Here is a 17,075-nt window from a genome sequence, read left to right on the forward strand (position 1 = left end):
AGGCAGGAGCCATGACCGAACCGCAGCCCACGCTCACCCCGGCCGAGGTGGAGGCCATCGCCCGGACCGCCCACGCGGGCCAGACGGACAAGGCGGGACGGCCCTACGCCGAGCACCTGGAGGCTGTCGCGGAGGGCGTACGGGCCCGCGGCGGCGACTCCGACCAGATCGCGGCGGCCTGGCTGCACGACGCCGTGGAGGACGCCGCACTGACCCGTGAGTGGCTGGCGGGCGCCGCGCTCAGCGCACGTACCAAGGCCATCGTGCTGGCCGTCACCAAGCGCCCCGGCGAGGAACCGGAGGCGTACGCACGCCGCATCCTCGGCACCCCGGGCGCCCTACTGGTGAAGGAGGCGGACCTGTCCCACAACACGACCCCGACCCGCCTGGCCGCCCTGGACACCCCCACCAGAACCCGCCTGACCGAAAAGTACAAAAAAATGCGCAAACTCCTGGGCCTACCTACCTGACCCCACCCCCTCTTTCAGGGGCGCGGGGAACGGCGCGCTCGGCCACGACGCTCCCGCAGCCGAGCAACGCCCCCCAGCGGAGCGCTCAGCGTCGAAACGCCCAAGCCATCCCCGGCTCCATCACGCACCGGAACACCCGCCGCACGGGCCGCGTGCACAGCAACGTCACCACGGTGCCCGCGAGCACGGTCACCAGGATCTCGCCCAGCGGCCGGTGCAGCCACGCCGCGTCCAACCAGCCTTTGTAGTCGGCGAGTTTGACCACGAAGCCGTGCAGCAGATAGCCGTACAGCGTGCCCGTGCCGAGCGCGGTGAACCACCTGGTGCGGCGCGGCACCAGAGCGAAGAAGCAGGCGGTCAGCACCAGCGAACAGCCGAACAGGGCGAGCACCATGAGCGGACCGCACCACCACGGCACGCCCAGTTCCTGCGCCGAGTCCCGGTGGTAGAACCACGCGGCCTTCATGCGCGGCACGACCCACCAGCCGAAGACCAGCGCGGCGGCGAACACGGGCACCGCGGCGATCCGCAGCCAGCGACGGCGCACCAGCTCGAAGTGTTCCGGCTTCAGGCACAGGCCCAGCACGAAGTACGGCAGGAACTGGAGCACCCGCTGGAGATCGAGGTCGTCACCGATGCTCGGGGAGACGGTCGCCAGCATCGCGATGCCGAACGCCACCGGGAGCGGCCAGCGGATCATCCTCCAGATCGGCGTCGTCAGGCGCCAGATGAACAGCGCGCACAGGAACCAGGTGAGGTACCAGGGGTCGAGGAGGCTGATCTCCTGGTCGGGGGAGTGGTCGACGTACCGCTTGAACAGCGGGTAGGCGGTCTCGAAGACGACGTACGGCACGGCGACGCCGGTGATGAGGCGCTGGAGCCGGTCCGGGCGCAGGTCGAAACTGCGCGAGAAGAAGCCGGAGATGATGATGAACGCCGGCATGTGGAAGGCGTACACGATCATGTACGCGCCCTGGAGCACACGGCTGTCGCCCTTCAGCGGCTCCCAGGCGTGGCCGATGGCCACGAGGACGATCGCCAGGTACTTGGCGTTGTCGAAGAACGCGTCGCGCTGCTTGCCGGGTCTGCCCGCCGGGGGAGGCGTGCCGGGCGTTCCGTCGCGCGGCGTCTGTGCCGGGAGGAGCAGCTTTCGGTTCTGGCCGGGGGACGGAGCGGCGTCAAACATCTGAGGAACCCTAGCGTTGTCCCCGGGTTTACGTAAAACTCCCCTGGAATTCCCCAGGTCAGAGCTTCAGTTGTCCGTGGAATTACCGAACCCGGCCATTCCTTCGGCGTGATGATGAGCACATCTATGATTGTTCAGGTGCCCTTGATGTACCGATTCATCCAGACTAATTGCCGCATATGGCCCTTCCTTTGGTGATGAACACCGGACATTCGAATTACCTGTGAACGTGATGTGTGATCGATGAAACGATGCCCCGCGATTGCCCGTTACGATGCCCGCGGCAATCTGCCGATGCCCGTGCGGGTCCGCCCTCGAATTGCTGTACGGGGTGCCGTGCGGGCCCAACTCCCCGGTGGTCGTGCGGTCGATGATGCGTCAGGTGCCGCATACAGTGGCCGGGTTGGTGGCACGATGGTTCTGGCGGGGGCGCGAGGCAGCATCCCCGGGCCGGGAGAGCGGACCGACCGAAGGTGTGATCAGCGTGGCCATTTCACTGTCCGTGGTGCTGCTGTTGGCGATCGTCCTCGTGGTGTTGATCCGAGGGGGGAACATCAAGGCCGGACCCGCCATCGTCGCCATACTCTTCGGCTTCTTCCTGGCTTCGAGCGGCATGGCCCCGTCCATCCAGCGCTTCCTCGACTCGATAGCCCAGACGATCAACTCGATCAGTTTCTGAGCGGCCGGGGCTTCCCGCCCGGACCGCGGGCACCGTCCGCCGCCGACACAGCGGGCGGCCGACGCGGCCTCCGTCCCGGGCGACCTCCGTCCGGGACGTTTTCCGGCCGGGTGCACCCCGGCCGGCCCCGGCCATCCGCCCGGCCGGCCTCGGCCATCCGCCCGGCCGGAACCCAGGACCCCGGGCCGCGGCCTTCCGGGCGCGTAAAGGGCACGTGTGGGTTCTACGCCGTGTTCGCAGCCTCGTTCACAGCCTTCCGGCATCCAGGCCCGCCCTTGGCTCCTGGTCGGCCCTCACGCGTCCGTCGAGAGTGCCTCCCGGTGGCCCCGGACCTGGGCCCGACCGGTAGCGTCACGTGTCGTCTTCGAGGGATCGCCAGGTCAGAGGGGCAGCGCATGGCACCAGTGATCTCGAACCGCGGGCCGTCGCGGCCGGCGAACCCGGCCCAGCGGCTGGTGTTCTCTGTCCTGTTCGCGCTGACCGGGGCCGGGCTGAGTGTCTTCGGGCTGTACCAGGCAGGCCACGCCGTCGGCCTGCTGGGCGAGCCCGGCACGCTCACCGTCGCATCCTGCGCACGGGTCGGTCAGCCGAAGTCCGAGATCTGGTGCGGCGGCACCTTCCGGTCGGACGACGGCCGCTCCACGGACCCGGCAGCACACTTCACCGTGAACCCCTCCTTGGCCTCGGGGGCGACCGCTCGCCTGGACCGGGTCCACGCGGGCTCCTACGTGCGGATCAGTCCGGCCCGCAGCGCGGGGTACGCGGCGTTGACGCTGTTCGGCATGGCGCTGTTGGTCCTTGCCGGCGCCGGATTCGCCTCCCGGGCCAACTCCACCGGCCGACCCGAACTCCGCGCCGGCCTCGTCGACCGCGTAGGGCCCCGACTCGGTCAATCCGGGGTCATCCTGCTGCTGGGGGCCGCGCTCTGCGTGGTCATCGCGTTCCTGAGCACGCTGCTGGGCGGCTGACCGAGTCGTCCCGGGGAGTGCGCTGTCCTCCGCCCTGGGGCACACGGGGGACGCGCACACCCGATCAGGCCCCGGAACGACCTGAGGCCCAGGGAGCGGAAAACTGCCTCTCACCTGGGCCTCGGCCATACAGAGCGGGCGACGGGAATCGAACCCGCGTAGCTAGTTTGGAAGACTAGGGCTCTACCATTGAGCTACGCCCGCACACCGAATGCCGCTGGTCGGGGGACCGCGGCACAAGGAGCATCGTAGCGGGTCGCACGCCGCGCAGGCCAACGTGTTGGTCTGCGGGTATGCCGCAGCAAGGTCGACCGGGAAACCGGCCGACGCGACCGGTTCGGGCATGTACCCTACGTGTCGCACCAGCACGGGGTGTGGCGCAGCTTGGTAGCGCGTCCGCTTTGGGAGCGGAAGGCCGTGGGTTCAAATCCCGCCACCCCGACCACCGACCGAGGGCACCCTCGTGATCGCCTTTTGGGGCGCTGACGGGCTGCGGCTACTATGCAAGCTGCGCGCCCGTGTGTCCCGGCCCACTCGGCCTACGAACTCCTCCGGGCGGCGAAGTCCGCCGGACCTGCGTGGCTCCGGCAGAACCCGAGAAGTCAGCCACAAGGAGACCGAACCGTGAAGAGCGCCGTGGAGACCCTGAACCCGACCCGGGTTCGGCTCACTGTCGAGGTGCCCTTCGAGGAGCTCAAGGACAGCCTCGACGCGGCGTACAAGAAGATCAACCAGCAGGTCACGGTGAAGGGCTTCCGCAAGGGCAAGATCCCGGCCCGCGTCATCGACCAGCGGTTCGGCCGTGGCGCCGTGCTGGAGGAGGCCGTCAACGACGCGCTCCCGAAGTTCTACACGGAGGCGGTCAACGAGGCCGAGCTGAACCCGCTGGGCCAGCCCGAGGTCGACATCACCGAGCTGAAGGACGGCGAGACGCTGAACTTCACCGCCGAGGTCGACATCCGCCCCGCCCTTGAGCTGCCGGACTACAGCGGTATCGAGGTCGAGGTCGACGCCGTCGAGGTCACCGACGAGGACATCGAGAAGTCGGTCGAGCAGCTCCGTGAGCGCTTCGCCTCCACCACCCCGGTCGAGCGTGCCGCCGAGGACGGGGACGTCGTCACCGTCGACCTGGAGGCCAAGGTCGACGGCGAGGTCCTGGAGGACGGCGTCGCCAGCGGCGTCTCCTACACCATCGGCTCCGGTGAGCTGCTGGACGGCATCGACGACGCGGTCAAGGGCCTTGAGGCCGGCGGCGAGGCCACCTTCGCCTCCGAGCTGAAGGGCGGCTCCGCGGCGGGCAAGGAGGCCGAGGTCACCGTCAAGGTCAGCGAGGTCGCGGCCCGCGAACTGCCGGAGCTGGACGACGAGTTCGCGCAGCTCGCCTCCGAGTTCGACACCCTGGAGGAGCTGCGGGCGGACAGCCGCAAGCGCCTCGCGAACATGAAGCAGTACGACCAGGCCACGCAGGCGCAGGAGCGCGTCCTGGACAAGCTGCTGGAACTGGTCGAGGTCCCGGTCCCCGAGAAGCTGCTTGAGGACGAGATCAACACCCGCAAGCACAACCTGGAGCACCACCAGCTCGCCCAGATGGGCCTCACCCTCGACAAGTACCTGGAGCTCCAGGGCAAGACCGCCGAGGAGTTCGAGACCGAGACCCACGAAGCCGCGGTCAAGGGCATCAAGACCCAGTTCGTCCTCGACGAGCTGGTCAAGCTGGAGAAGCTCAACGTCAACCAGGAGGAGCTGACCGAGCACCTCATGCGGCGCGCCGCCTCCTCCGGCATGTCCCCCGACCAGTTCGCCCAGGCGGTCGTCGAGGGCGGCCAGGTGCCGCTCCTGGTCGGCGAGGTCGCCCGCGGCAAGGCCCTGGCCATCGTGGTCGAGGCGGCCACGGTGAAGGACACCAACGGCGAGGTCGTCGACCTGGACGACGAGGACGAGGACGAGGACGAGAACGAGGGCGAGGACGGCGCGGAGGGCTCCGCGGAGCAGGCCGAGGCGTCCGCCGACGACAAGCCCGAGGTCTGACCCTCACCGCACAGCACCGGCACCACCCCGAGCGGGCCCCTGGGAACCTTTTCCCCGGGGCCCCCTCCGTCCCGCTCCAGGCCCCCTCACCCGCGCCCGAGCACTCCTCCCGCGCCCTCCTCACCCGTGCCCGAGCACCCCTCCCGCGCCTACCTCACCCGTGCCCGAGCACCCCTCCCGCGCCCTCCTCACCCACACGCGTGCACTCTCCCGGGCCCCCTCCGCCCCGCCTGTTCGAAGGCCCACCCGGCCAGCCGTCCCGGGCCCCCTCCAGGCCCGCCCGCGCAAGCCACCCAGGCCCCCTCTCAGGGCCCTTCCGTGCCCACCCAGTGAGCGGCCCACCCCAGGGGCGCGGGGAACTGCGCGCCGAACCCCCACCCACCCGCACCCCGGCGACACCCGTACCACCCCCGAACCGTCCGCCCCACCCCCGAACCAACCGCCCCGCCCCGGAACCGTCCGCCCCACCCCCGCGTCCCCTGAACCAACCCCACCCCCCAACCGGCGGAGCCACCCCGCTACGCCCCCGGCGAACACCCCCGTCCACGGGATTCCCCGACGGGACCCGCGCGTTAGGGTCCATGAATACGAGGGCAGGGGAGTCTCCCGAAGCCCCCGGCAGGATTACGCAGGATCACGCAGGATTACGCAGGACACGTGAGACGGCCCGGCGCCGTCGTAAGACGAGCAGGTGGATACGTGACGAATCTGATGCCCTCCGCCGCCGGCGAGCCTTCCATCGGTGGCGGCCTCGGCGACCAGGTCTACAACCGGCTGCTCGGCGAGCGGATCATCTTCCTCGGCCAGCAGGTCGACGACGACATCGCCAACAAGATCACCGCGCAGCTGCTGCTCCTGGCCGCCGATCCGACCAAGGACGTCTACCTCTACATCAACAGCCCCGGCGGCTCGGTGACGGCCGGCATGGCGATCTACGACACCATGCAGTACATCCCGAACGACGTGGTCACCATCGCCATGGGCATGGCGGCCTCGATGGGCCAGTTCCTGCTGACCGGCGGCGCCGCGGGCAAGCGCTTCGCGCTGCCCCACGCCGACATCATGATGCACCAGGGCTCCGCCGGCCTCGGCGGCACGGTCTCGGACATCAAGATCCAGGCCGAGTACCTGATGCGTACGAAGAAGCGCATGTCCGAGCTGACCGCGCGGCACTCCGGCCAGACCGTGGAAACGATCATCCGGGACGGCGACCGCGACCGCTGGTTCACGCCCGAGGAGGCCAAGGAGTACGGTCTCATCGACGAGATCATCACGCATGCCTCCGGTGTTCCGGGAGGCGGCGGCACCGGTGCCTGACCGGCCCGGCCACGCCACGCACCGCCGAGACTCCAGCACCCAGAACGCCACCAGGACGGTGAACCTCATGAACAACTTCCCCGGCGCCGCCAGCGGCCAGTACGACGGGCCCCGGCCCGACAACCGCTACGTCATCCCGCGCTTCGTGGAGCGCACCTCCCAGGGCATCCGCGAGTACGACCCGTACGCGAAGCTCTTCGAGGAGCGCGTGATCTTCCTCGGCGTCCAGATCGACGACGCCTCTGCCAACGACGTCATGGCGCAGCTGCTGTGCCTGGAGTCGATGGACCCCGACCGGGACATCTCGATCTACATCAACAGCCCCGGCGGCGACATGACCGCCCTCACGGCGATCTACGACACGATGCAGTTCGTGAAGCCCGACATCCAGACGGTGTGCATGGGGCAGGCCGCCTCCGCGGCCGCCATCCTGCTCGCCGCCGGTACGCCGGGCAAGCGCATGGCGCTGCCGAACTCGCGCGTGCTGATCCACCAGCCCGCCGGCAGCACCGGCCGCGGCCAGCTCTCCGACCTGGAGATCATCGCCAACGAGTTCACGCGCATGCGTACGCAGCTGGAGGAGATGCTGGCCAAGCACTCCAACCGGCCGATCGAAAAGGTGCGCGAGGACATCGAGCGCGACAAGATCCTCACGGCGGAGGAGGCCCTTCAGTACGGCCTGGTCGACCAGATCATCTCCACCCGCAAGATGAACAACGACAGCGTTCGCTGAGGCGGAGTGCGGATCTCCCCTGCGTGCGGCACACGGAGGGGACGTCCTTTGCCGCCCCCGGCACGGTGCACGTCAAAGTGAACCGTGCCAAGGGGGGCCCGAACGGGGGGCTCGGCAAGGTACCGTCGGACATAAGGCAGCACCAGGAGCCGCTGGACCCATAGTGTCCAGGCGTCTCCCAGGCGAAGGGGAAGCACACCGTGGCACGCATCGGTGACGGCGGCGATCTGCTCAAGTGCTCGTTCTGCGGCAAGAGCCAGAAGCAGGTCAAGAAGCTCATCGCAGGGCCCGGTGTCTACATCTGCGACGAGTGCATCGACCTCTGCAACGAGATCATCGAGGAGGAGCTGGCGGAGACCAGCGAGGTGCGCTGGGAGGAACTGCCGAAGCCGCGCGAGATCTACGAGTTCCTGGAGGGCTACGTGGTCGGCCAGGAGGCAGCCAAGAAGGCCCTGTCCGTCGCGGTGTACAACCACTACAAACGGGTCCAGGCGGGCGAGAACGGCGGCGCCCAAGGCCGCGACGACGCCATCGAGTTGGCGAAGTCCAACATCCTCCTGCTGGGGCCCACGGGCTCCGGCAAGACCCTCCTCGCACAGACCCTCGCGCGCATGCTGAACGTCCCCTTCGCCATCGCCGACGCCACGGCGCTGACGGAGGCGGGCTACGTCGGCGAGGACGTGGAGAACATCCTCCTCAAGCTGATCCAGGCGGCTGACTACGACGTCAAGAAGGCCGAGACCGGGATCATCTACATCGACGAGATCGACAAGGTCGCGCGGAAGAGTGAAAACCCCTCGATCACCCGGGACGTCTCGGGCGAGGGCGTCCAGCAGGCCCTGCTGAAGATCCTTGAGGGCACCACGGCCTCGGTCCCGCCGCAGGGCGGCCGCAAGCACCCGCACCAGGAGTTCATCCAGATCGACACGACGAACGTGCTGTTCATCGTGGGCGGCGCCTTCGCGGGTCTGGAGAAGATCATCGAGGGTCGGGCCGGCGCCAAGGGCATCGGTTTCGGCGCGACGATCCGCTCCAAGCGCGAGCTGGAGTCCAAGGACGTCTTCGAGGACGTCATGCCGGAGGACCTGGTCAAGTTCGGCATGATCCCCGAGTTCATCGGCCGGCTCCCGGTCATCACCTCGGTCCACAACCTGGACCGCAAGGCCCTGCTCCAGATCCTCGTCGAGCCGCGTAACGCCCTGGTGAAGCAGTACCAGCGGCTGTTCGAACTCGACGGTGTGGAACTGGACTTCGAGCGCGAGGCGCTGGAGGCCATCGCCGACCAGGCGATCCTGCGGCAGACCGGCGCCCGCGGCCTGCGCGCCATCATGGAGGAGGTCCTGCAAGCGGTGATGTACGAGGTGCCGTCCCGCAAGGACGTGGCCCGCGTCGTCATCACGGCGGACGTCGTCCTGTCGAACGTCAACCCGACCCTGATCCCGCGCGACGCCCGCGGACGGGGCCCGGGTGAGCAGAAGACGGCATAACCCGCGCACCGCGCACGACCCCGCACACGCACGAAAGCCCCGGTCGACGGACCGGGGCTTTCGCGTACGGCGCCTTCGCGTACGGCGCCTTCGCGTACCGGGGTTCCGGGACTCGCGTAGGAGGCCGTGCGCGCCACCGCGTGGTCCCGGGGGAGCGGCGGCGTCAGCCCTTGACGCGTACTTCCTTGCGGAGCTTGGCTGTCGTCTCGGCCGCGGCCGACGGGTCGGCGGCCTTGCCCGAGGCGATGTCCGCCAGCTCCATGGGCATCACGAAACCGATGGTGCTGTGGTCACTCCACGCGCAGTACGTCACGTTCATGGTCTTCGCCATGCCCGCCGAGGCGTCGGAGGAGTTGTCGATGCTTGCGGCCTGGCACTTGAGGATCCCGCCGTCCAGCGAACCCGGCTGGTACTCCTTGGGGCTTCCCTGGAAGGTGACCTCGTTGTTCCCGGAGTCCTTCTTCATGGAGGCGAAGAGACCGTCCAGGGCCTTCTCCGGGTCGTCGATCGACCCGTAGACGCCGCCGAAGGAGATCAACTTGCCGCCCAGCGGGTTGCTCTCGTCCTCCACCTGGTAGGAGGCGCTGACGTCCTTGGGGTTCTGCACGCCCCACGACTCGGCGTCCTTCAGGTCGTCCTTCGACATCGTGTCGCTGTCGCTGTCGGACTTCTTGTACTCGGTGAGCACGGTGTCCGGCGTGATCAACTTGTGCGGCCCGTCGTCCGCGACGTCCGAACCGCTGCCGCCGCCCCCGCCGATCACGAAGAAGGCGCCGACCGCGACCGCCACCAGCACGGCCACCGCGCCGATGATCAGGCCCGTCTTCTTCTTGCCGCCCCCGGGGACCGGGGGCTGCGGGGCACCGAAGGGCTGGCCGTAGGGCTGTTGTCCGTAGGGGGTCTGCTGCGGGGGAACGCCGCCCTGCTGCGGATAGCCGTAGCCCGGCTGGGGCGGCGGACTCTGCTGCGGATAGCCGTAACCGGGCTGGGCCGCCGGGGGCTGCGGCGGCTGACCGTAGCCGGGCTGCGGGGGAGGAGCCTGCGGCGGCTGGCCGTAGCCGGGCTGCTGCGGCGGTGCCGGCGGCTGCTGGGGGTAGCCGTAGCCGGGCGGGGGCGCCTGCGGCGGCTGGCCGTAGGGACCCGGCTGGCCGTACGGTCCAGGCTGCTGCGGCCCGCCGTCACCGTACGGGCCCGGCTGGTTGTGGCTCATCTCTGGGGTCCCCCTCGCATACTTATGTGTTCCTGACATCCTTGCTCAGCCACCGGAAGCTCACGGCAGCAGGGGCCGTACCGTTACAGAACAACGGCGTTTCGGGACTGGGCCGCGGCACCTCTAAACTGGCCCCCGTGACCGAGAACGCTCAGCAGCAGCCACCAGCGCCCAGCACCGAACTGCCGACCCAGTACGCGCCGGCCGACGTAGAGGGCCCGCTGTACGAGCGCTGGGTAGAGCGGGGTTACTTCGAGGCGGACGCGAAGAGCGACAAGCCGCCGTACACCATCGTCATCCCGCCGCCGAACGTCACCGGCTCACTCCACCTGGGCCACGCCTTCCAGCACACGCTCATGGACGCCCTCACCCGTCGCAGGCGCATGCAGGGGTACGAGGCGTTGTGGCTGCCCGGCATGGACCACGCCGGCATCGCCACCCAGAACAAGGTCGAGCAGCAGCTCGCCGAGGAGGGCAAGTCCCGCCACGACCTGGGCCGCGAGGAGTTCGTCGAGCGGGTCTGGCAGTGGAAGGACGAGTACGGGGGCAAGATCCTCGGCCAGATGCGCCGCCTCGGCGACGGCGTCGCCTGGTCCCGCGAGCGCTTCACGATGGACGAGGGCCTGTCCAAGGCCGTCCTCACCATTTTCAAGCGCCTCTACGAGGACGAGTTGATCTACCGCGCCGAGCGGATCATCAACTGGTGCCCGCGCTGTCTGACCGCCATCTCGGACATCGAGGTGGAGTACCAGGAGGACGCCGGCGAACTGGTCTCCATCCGCTACGGCGAGGGTGAGGACAGCCTCGTCGTCGCCACCACGCGCGCGGAGACGATGCTCGGCGACACCGCCGTCGCGGTCCACCCCGACGACGAGCGCTACCGGCACCTGGTCGGCAAGGAGATCAAGCTGCCGCTGACGGACCGTAGGATCCCCGTCGTCGCGGACACCCATGTCGACCCGGAGTTCGGCACCGGCGCCGTCAAGGTGACCCCGGCGCACGACCCCAACGACTTCGCGATCGGCCAGCGCCACGGCCTGCCGGCCCTGACGATCATGGACGAGCACGGGGTCATCACCGTCCACGGCCCCTTCCTCGGCCTGGACCGCTTCGAGGCCCGCTCGGCCGTCGTCGGCGCCCTGCGGGAACAGGGGCGCATCGTCGCCGAGAAGCGCCCCTACATGCACTCCGTCGGCCACTGCTCGCGCTGCGAGACCACGGTCGAGCCCCGCCTGTCGATGCAGTGGTGGGTCAAGGTCGGCCCGCTCGCCAAGGCCGCCGGCGACGCGGTCCGCGACGGCCGGGTGCGGATCCACCCCGAGGAGATGTCGAAGCGCTACTTCGACTGGGTCGACAACATGCACGACTGGTGCATCTCGCGCCAGCTGTGGTGGGGCCACCGCATCCCGATCTGGTACGGGCCGGACGGCGAGGTCGTCTGCGTCGGCCCCGACGAGGAGCCGCCCACCGGCGAGGGCTGGACCCAGGACCCCGACGTCCTGGACACCTGGTTCTCCTCCGGCCTGTGGCCGTTCTCCACGCTCGGCTGGCCGGAGAAGACCCCGGACCTCGCGAAGTTCTACCCGACCGACGTCCTGCTCACCGGCCACGACATCATCTTCTTCTGGGTCGCCCGGATGATGATGTTCGGTCTGTACGCCATGGACGGCGAGGTCCCCTTCCACACCATCGCCCTCACCGGACTGGTCCGCGACGAGTTCGGCAAGAAGATGTCGAAGTCCTTCGGCAACGCGGTCGACCCGCTGGACTGGATGGACAAGTACGGCTCCGACGCGGTCCGCTTCACCCTCGCCAAGGGCGCCAACCCCGGCGCCGACGTGCCGATCGGCGAGGACTGGGTCCAGGGCTCCCGCAACTTCGCCAACAAGATCTGGAACGCGACCCGCTTCGCGCTGATGAACGGCGCCACGGTCGAGGGCCCGCTGCCCGACGCGTCGCGGATGTCGGCGACGGACCGCTGGATCCTCTCCCGGCTGAACTCGGTCGTCGCCGAAGTCGACGCGTACTACGACGACTTCCAGTTCGCCAAGCTGTCCGACGCGCTGTTCCACTTCGCCTGGGACGAGGTCTTCGACTGGTACGTCGAGCTGTCCAAGACCACCTTCCAGGCGGGCGGCGAGCCGGCCGAGGTCAGCAGGCGCGTCCTCGGCGAGGTCCTGGACGTCACCCTGAAGCTGCTGCACCCGGTGGTCCCGTTCGTCACCGAGACCCTGTGGACCACGCTCACCGGCGGGAAGTCGGTGGTCGTCGCCGACTGGCCGCGGGCCGTGTCCGTTCCCGGGGCCGACGCCCCGGGCGGCTTCCGGGACGCCGCCGCCGAGCGGGAGATCGAGATCCTCCAGTCCGTCATCACCGAGGTCCGCCGGTTCCGCGCCGACCAGGGCCTCCAGCCGGGCCAGCGGGTCCCGGCCCGGCTCACGCTGGACGGGACGGCGCTGGCCCCGCACGAGCCCGCCATCCGGCAACTGCTGCGCCTCCAGCCGGAGGGCGACGCCTTCACCGCCACGGCGACCCTGCCGGTCGAGGGCGCGGAGGTCGCGCTCGACCTCTCCGGCACGATCGACGTGGCCGCCGAGCGCAAGCGCCTCGCCAAGGACCTCGCCGCCGCGGAGAAGGAGCGGCAGCAGGCGCAGGCCAAGCTGGGCAACGAGGCGTTCCTCGGCAAGGCGCCGGACCACGTGGTGGCGGGCATCCGGGGACGGCTGGCCAAGGCCGACGAGGACATCGCCCGGATCACCACCCAGCTGGAGCGCCTGCCGCAGGCGTAGGAGCCGATACCCCCGGCACGCGATAGGGGGGCAGGTACGGACGCCCGGAGCCCTTCGGCTCCGGGCGTCCATGACGCGCGACGCGGGGCGCGGGCGGCCCGACGCGCGTGAGGGGTCCCGCACCCGCCCGCCGGGACCGGCCCACCCGCCCGCAGGGACCGTCCGCCGGGACCGGCCACTCCCGTCTCCGGGCTCGACGGGCACCGCTCTAGACTGGGCGCTGTGAGTGAAAGCGATCCGTTCGACGACATCGTCGCCGCCGAGACCGACCGCGACCCCGACCTCGCGGCGATCGAGGCCGGCAGCCGCACCCTGCGTACCCAGGGCGGCCGGGCACAGGCCGACGTGCCCGCCCGGCCCGCGGACCCCGAGGCCGACAAGGCCCTGCGCGAGGTCGAGGCGGAGCTGGCCGGCCGCTGGGGCGAGACCAAGCTGGAGCCGTCCGTCACCCGGATCGCCGCGCTCGTGGACGTCCTCGGGGAGCCCCAGCGGGCCTACCCGTCGATCCACATCACCGGGACGAACGGCAAGACGTCCACGGCCCGCATGATCGAGGCGCTGTTCGGCGCCTTCGAGCTGCGCACCGGCCGCTACACCTCGCCGCACGTCCAGTCGATCACCGAGCGGATCAGCCTCGACGGCGCCCCGATCTCCGCCGAGCGCTTCGTCGAGACGTACCGCGACATCAAGCCGTACATCGAGATGGTCGACGCCCAGCAGGAGTACCGGCTCTCCTTCTTCGAGGTGCTGACCGGCATGGCGTACGCCGCCTTCGCGGACGCGCCGGTCGACGTGGCCGTCGTCGAGGTCGGCATGGGCGGCAGCTGGGACGCGACGAACGTGATCGACGGGGACGTCGCCGTGGTCACGCCCATCGACCTGGACCACACCGACCGGCTCGGCGGCACGCACGCGGAGATCGCCACCGAGAAGGCCGGGATCATCAAGCGCGGCGCGACCGTGATCATGGCGCAGCAGCCGGTGGACGCCGCGCAGGTACTGCTGAAGAAGGCCGTGGAGGCCGACGCCACGGTGGCCCGGGAGGGCCTGGAGTTCGGCCTGGTGGCCCGGCAGGTCGCGGTCGGCGGTCAACTGATGACCCTGCGCGGCCTGGGCGGCGAGTATCCGGAGATCTACCTCCCGCTGCACGGCGCCCACCAGGCGCACAACGCGGCCGTCGCGCTGGCGGCGGTGGAGGCGTTCTTCGGGGTCGGCGCGGAGCACGCCCGGACACTGGACCTCGACACGGTCCGCAAGGCGTTCGCGGCCGTCTCCTCGCCGGGCCGGCTGGAGATCGTACGGCGCTCCCCGACCGTCGTCCTGGACGCGGCGCACAACCCGGCGGGCGCGCGGGCCACGGCCGAGGCGGTGACGGAGGCGTTCGACTTCAGCCGGCTGATCGGCGTGGTCGGCGTCAGCGGCGACAAGGACGTCCGCGGGCTGCTGGAAGCCTTCGAGCCGATCTTCGCCGAGGTCGTCGTCACCCAGAACTCCAGCCACCGCGCGATGGACGCGGACGAGTTGGCCGCGCTCGCCGTGGAGGTGTTCGGGGACGAGCGGGTCCAGGTGGAGCCACGGCTGCCGGACGCGCTGGAGGCCGCGATCACCCTGGCCGAGGAGGAGGGCGAGTTCGCGGGCGGCGGCGTACTGGTCACGGGCTCGGTCATCACCGTCGGCGAGGCCCGACTGCTGCTCGGAAAGGGCTGAGAACCCGATGCGTACGCTCTGCTCCTCCACCCTGATCGGCGAGTTCTTCGTCATCGGCTTCGCCGGACTCGTCGCGATGAAGGACCCGGACCTGTCCACGTCGACGGTGTGGACGGTCAGCGGGATCGCCATGGTCCTGTGCCTGCTGCTGTGCGGCGTGGTGACCCGGCCGGGCGGCGTGGTGTTCGGCTGGGCGTTGCAGATCGCGCTGGTCGCCTCCGGTTTCGTCGTCCCGACGATGTTCGTCCTGGGCGTGATGTTCGGGGCGCTGTGGTGGGCGTCCGTGCACTTCGGGCGGAAGATCGACGAGGCGAAGGCGAGGTTCGCCGCGCAGGCCGCGCAGGCCGGGGCCGCGGGAGCCGCGGGCGCCTCCGGAGCTGACGCTGTGTGAGCGGCGCCCAGACACGCCCTGTAACCTCATCCCACCCATCCCACCGCACCCGTCCGTACCAAGGAGCCCTCCTGTGACCCAGCGCACTCTCGTCCTTCTCAAGCCCGACGCCGTCCGCCGTGGCCTGACCGGCGAGATCATCAGCCGTATCGAGCGCAAGGCGGGCTGGCGGATCACCGCGCTGGAACTGCGCACCCTGGACCACGAGACGCTGGAGCAGCACTACGGCGAGCACAAGGGCAAGCCCTTCTACGAGCCGCTGGTCGAGTTCATGGCCTCCGGCCCGGTCGTGGCGCTGATCGTCGAGGGCGAGCGGGTGATCGAGGGGCTGCGCGCGCTGGCCGGCCCCACCGACCCGATCGCGGCGGCGCCCGGCTCCATCCGCGGCGACTACGGCGTCATCGTCCGCGAGAACCTGATCCACGCGTCCGACTCGGAGGAGTCCGCCGAGCGCGAGATCAAGATCTTCTTCTCGGACCGCGCCTGACCGTTCCGGCTCCCGCGGGTCCGCCCGCCCCGGCCACCCGCCCCCGGGCCCGGCCGGCGCCGGGGCGGCGTACCGCCATCCGGTCCACCGTCCGGCGCGGCGTACCGCCATCCGGTCCACCGTCCGGCGCGGCGTACCGCCATCCGGTCCACCGTCCGGCGCGGCGTGCCGCCGGACGGTGTACCACCGGGTGGCGTACCGCGGACGGCACCACCGGCCGTTCCCCGGCCGGTTCCGGGCGCGGGTGTCCGGCGAGGATGTTTCGTGGCTTTTTCTGAGGAACCGTCAGCACGACTGCCGGGCTGAGCTGTGGTGGACGTACATTTTCGGCCTGCCACCCGGCATAGGCGTGTCGATCGGGGGAACGAGTGCCCCCGTTGGGCCGTCTCCACACGCGAGGCGGCTACGCACATGCTGACAATGGCGAAGACCCTCGCGCAGTGTTCGTGCAGGCGCGTCTACCATGGAAGCCTTCACGTCACAGCAACCCACTTCGCCGACCTGAAATGCCCTCAAAAGCTCCCAGGAAGGCCAGTCGAATCCTGATGGGGAACTCAATGTCGTTCATCGGCCGTGACATGGCTGTCGACCTCGGGACCGCCAACACGCTGGTGTACGTCAGGGGTCGCGGGATCGTACTCAACGAGCCGTCCGTGGTCGCGATCAACACCAACACCGGTGGCATCCTCGCGGTCGGTGCCGAAGCGAAGAAGATGATCGGGCGGACGCCGGGCAACATCGTCGCCGTGCGCCCGCTGAAGGACGGCGTCATCGCCGACTTCGAGATCACCGAGCGGATGCTCCGCTACTTCATCCTGAAGATCCACAAGCGGCGGTATCTCGCCCGGCCGCGGGTCGTCGTCTGCGTGCCCTCGGGCATCACCGGCGTCGAACGCCGCGCCGTCATCGAGGCGTCGTCCCAGGCCGGCGCCCGCCAGGTGCACATCATCGAGGAGCCCATGGCCGCCGCCATCGGCTCCGGCCTGCCGGTCCACGAGGCCACGGGCAACATGGTGGTGGACATCGGCGGCGGCACCACGGAGGTCGCGGTCATCTCGCTCGGCGGCATCGTCACCGCCCAGTCCATCCGCGTCGCGGGCGACGAGCTGGACAACGCGATCATCCAGCACATCAAGAAGGAGTACTCGCTCCTCCTCGGTGAGCGGACGGCCGAACAGATCAAGATCACGATCGGTTCGGCGTACGACCTCGACGCTGACGAACACACCGAGATCCGCGGCCGGGACCTCGTCTCCGGACTGCCCAAGACGGTCGTCATCTCCGCCGCCGAAGTACGCAAGGCGATCGAGGAACCCGTCAACGCGATCGTCGACGCCGTCAAGACGACCCTCGACAAGTGCCCGCCGGAGCTGTCCGGCGACATCATGGACCGCGGAATCGTCCTGACCGGCGGCGGCGCCCTGCTGCGCGGTCTCGACGAGCGGCTGCGCCGGGAGACCGGCATGCCGATCCACATCGCCGAGGACCCCCTGGACAGCGTGGCGCTGGGCTCCGGCAAGTGCGTGGAGGAGTTCGAGGCGCTCCAGCAGGTGCTGGACGCACAGCCGCGCAGATGACACAACTCTTCGACCCCGCCGTACGAGACGATCCCCTCTCGTACGG

Annotated in this window: 14 protein-coding genes and 2 tRNA genes; 13 read left to right on the plus strand and 3 right to left on the minus strand. The window is 69.7% G+C overall.

Annotated features, from left to right (window positions below; genetic code table 11):
* Window positions 1–11: 11 nt before the first annotated feature.
* Window positions 12–470, plus strand: coding sequence for an HD domain-containing protein (locus tag ACFC09_RS11155; RefSeq protein WP_376525875.1), 459 nt, complete (start codon window positions 12–14; stop codon window positions 468–470).
* An 85-nt stretch (window positions 471–555) separates the two neighbouring features.
* Here the strand turns inward: ACFC09_RS11155 and ACFC09_RS11160 are convergent, their stop codons facing one another.
* Window positions 556–1,656, minus strand: coding sequence for an acyltransferase family protein (locus ACFC09_RS11160; RefSeq protein ID WP_376525877.1), 1,101 nt, complete (start codon window positions 1,654–1,656; stop codon window positions 556–558).
* 484 nt (window positions 1,657–2,140) lie between these two features.
* On the opposite strand from ACFC09_RS11160, the gene ACFC09_RS11165 reads away from it, so the two are divergent.
* A complete protein-coding gene (locus tag ACFC09_RS11165; RefSeq protein ID WP_376525879.1) occupies window positions 2,141–2,335 on the plus strand; it encodes a hypothetical protein in 195 nt (64 codons plus the stop codon).
* 395 nt (window positions 2,336–2,730) lie between these two features.
* The gene (locus tag ACFC09_RS11170) at window positions 2,731–3,303 is read left to right on the plus strand and encodes a hypothetical protein (RefSeq protein ID WP_376525880.1); all 573 of its coding nucleotides are present in this window, start codon (window positions 2,731–2,733) and stop codon (window positions 3,301–3,303) included.
* A gap of 133 nt (window positions 3,304–3,436) precedes the next feature.
* Here the strand turns inward: ACFC09_RS11170 and ACFC09_RS11175 are convergent.
* Window positions 3,437–3,507: transfer RNA gene (locus tag ACFC09_RS11175), tRNA-Gly, on the minus strand.
* 164 nt (window positions 3,508–3,671) lie between these two features.
* Here ACFC09_RS11175 and ACFC09_RS11180 point away from each other — a divergent pair.
* The 5 genes from ACFC09_RS11180 to clpX all read left to right on the plus strand — a co-directional run bounded on the left by ACFC09_RS11180 (window position 3,672) and on the right by clpX (window position 8,868).
* Window positions 3,672–3,748 (plus strand) — tRNA-Pro (locus tag ACFC09_RS11180).
* A gap of 179 nt (window positions 3,749–3,927) precedes the next feature.
* Window positions 3,928–5,331, plus strand: coding sequence for a trigger factor (gene tig, locus ACFC09_RS11185; protein ID WP_376525882.1), 1,404 nt, complete (start codon window positions 3,928–3,930; stop codon window positions 5,329–5,331).
* A gap of 711 nt (window positions 5,332–6,042) precedes the next feature.
* Entirely contained in the window at window positions 6,043–6,648 is a 606-nt protein-coding gene (locus tag ACFC09_RS11190) for an ATP-dependent Clp protease proteolytic subunit (RefSeq protein WP_376525974.1), read from the plus strand.
* A 67-nt stretch (window positions 6,649–6,715) separates the two neighbouring features.
* The gene (locus ACFC09_RS11195) at window positions 6,716–7,381 is read left to right on the plus strand and encodes an ATP-dependent Clp protease proteolytic subunit (RefSeq protein WP_376525884.1); all 666 of its coding nucleotides are present in this window, start codon (window positions 6,716–6,718) and stop codon (window positions 7,379–7,381) included.
* Between the two features lie 200 nt (window positions 7,382–7,581).
* The gene (gene clpX, locus ACFC09_RS11200) at window positions 7,582–8,868 is read left to right on the plus strand and encodes an ATP-dependent Clp protease ATP-binding subunit ClpX (RefSeq protein ID WP_376525886.1); all 1,287 of its coding nucleotides are present in this window, start codon (window positions 7,582–7,584) and stop codon (window positions 8,866–8,868) included.
* A 163-nt stretch (window positions 8,869–9,031) separates the two neighbouring features.
* Here clpX and ACFC09_RS11205 read toward each other — a convergent pair whose 3' ends face one another.
* Entirely contained in the window at window positions 9,032–10,078 is a 1,047-nt protein-coding gene (locus ACFC09_RS11205) for a hypothetical protein (protein ID WP_376525888.1), read from the minus strand.
* A 137-nt stretch (window positions 10,079–10,215) separates the two neighbouring features.
* Here ACFC09_RS11205 and ACFC09_RS11210 point away from each other — a divergent pair, with 137 nt between their 5' ends.
* The 5 genes from ACFC09_RS11210 (at window position 10,216) to ACFC09_RS11230 (ending at window position 17,029) form a co-directional block, all read left to right on the plus strand.
* The gene (locus ACFC09_RS11210) at window positions 10,216–12,867 is read left to right on the plus strand and encodes a valine--tRNA ligase (RefSeq protein ID WP_376525890.1); all 2,652 of its coding nucleotides are present in this window, start codon (window positions 10,216–10,218) and stop codon (window positions 12,865–12,867) included.
* 222 nt (window positions 12,868–13,089) lie between these two features.
* Window positions 13,090–14,574 carry a bifunctional folylpolyglutamate synthase/dihydrofolate synthase gene (locus ACFC09_RS11215; protein WP_376525892.1) on the plus strand — a complete coding sequence of 495 codons (1,485 nt, stop codon included), beginning with the start codon at window positions 13,090–13,092 and terminating at the stop codon, window positions 14,572–14,574.
* 7 nt (window positions 14,575–14,581) lie between these two features.
* Window positions 14,582–14,965 carry a DUF4233 domain-containing protein gene (locus ACFC09_RS11220; protein WP_376525894.1) on the plus strand — a complete coding sequence of 128 codons (384 nt, stop codon included), beginning with the start codon at window positions 14,582–14,584 and terminating at the stop codon, window positions 14,963–14,965.
* A gap of 73 nt (window positions 14,966–15,038) precedes the next feature.
* Window positions 15,039–15,452, plus strand: coding sequence for a nucleoside-diphosphate kinase (ndk, locus tag ACFC09_RS11225; RefSeq protein ID WP_376525895.1), 414 nt, complete (start codon window positions 15,039–15,041; stop codon window positions 15,450–15,452).
* Between the two features lie 557 nt (window positions 15,453–16,009).
* Entirely contained in the window at window positions 16,010–17,029 is a 1,020-nt protein-coding gene (locus tag ACFC09_RS11230; RefSeq protein ID WP_004931372.1) for a rod shape-determining protein, read from the plus strand.
* Window positions 17,030–17,075: the final 46 nt, after the last annotated feature.

The organism is Streptomyces sp. NPDC056161 (genome assembly GCF_042268025.1).
Taxonomy (GTDB): Bacteria; Actinomycetota; Actinomycetes; order Streptomycetales; family Streptomycetaceae; genus Streptomyces.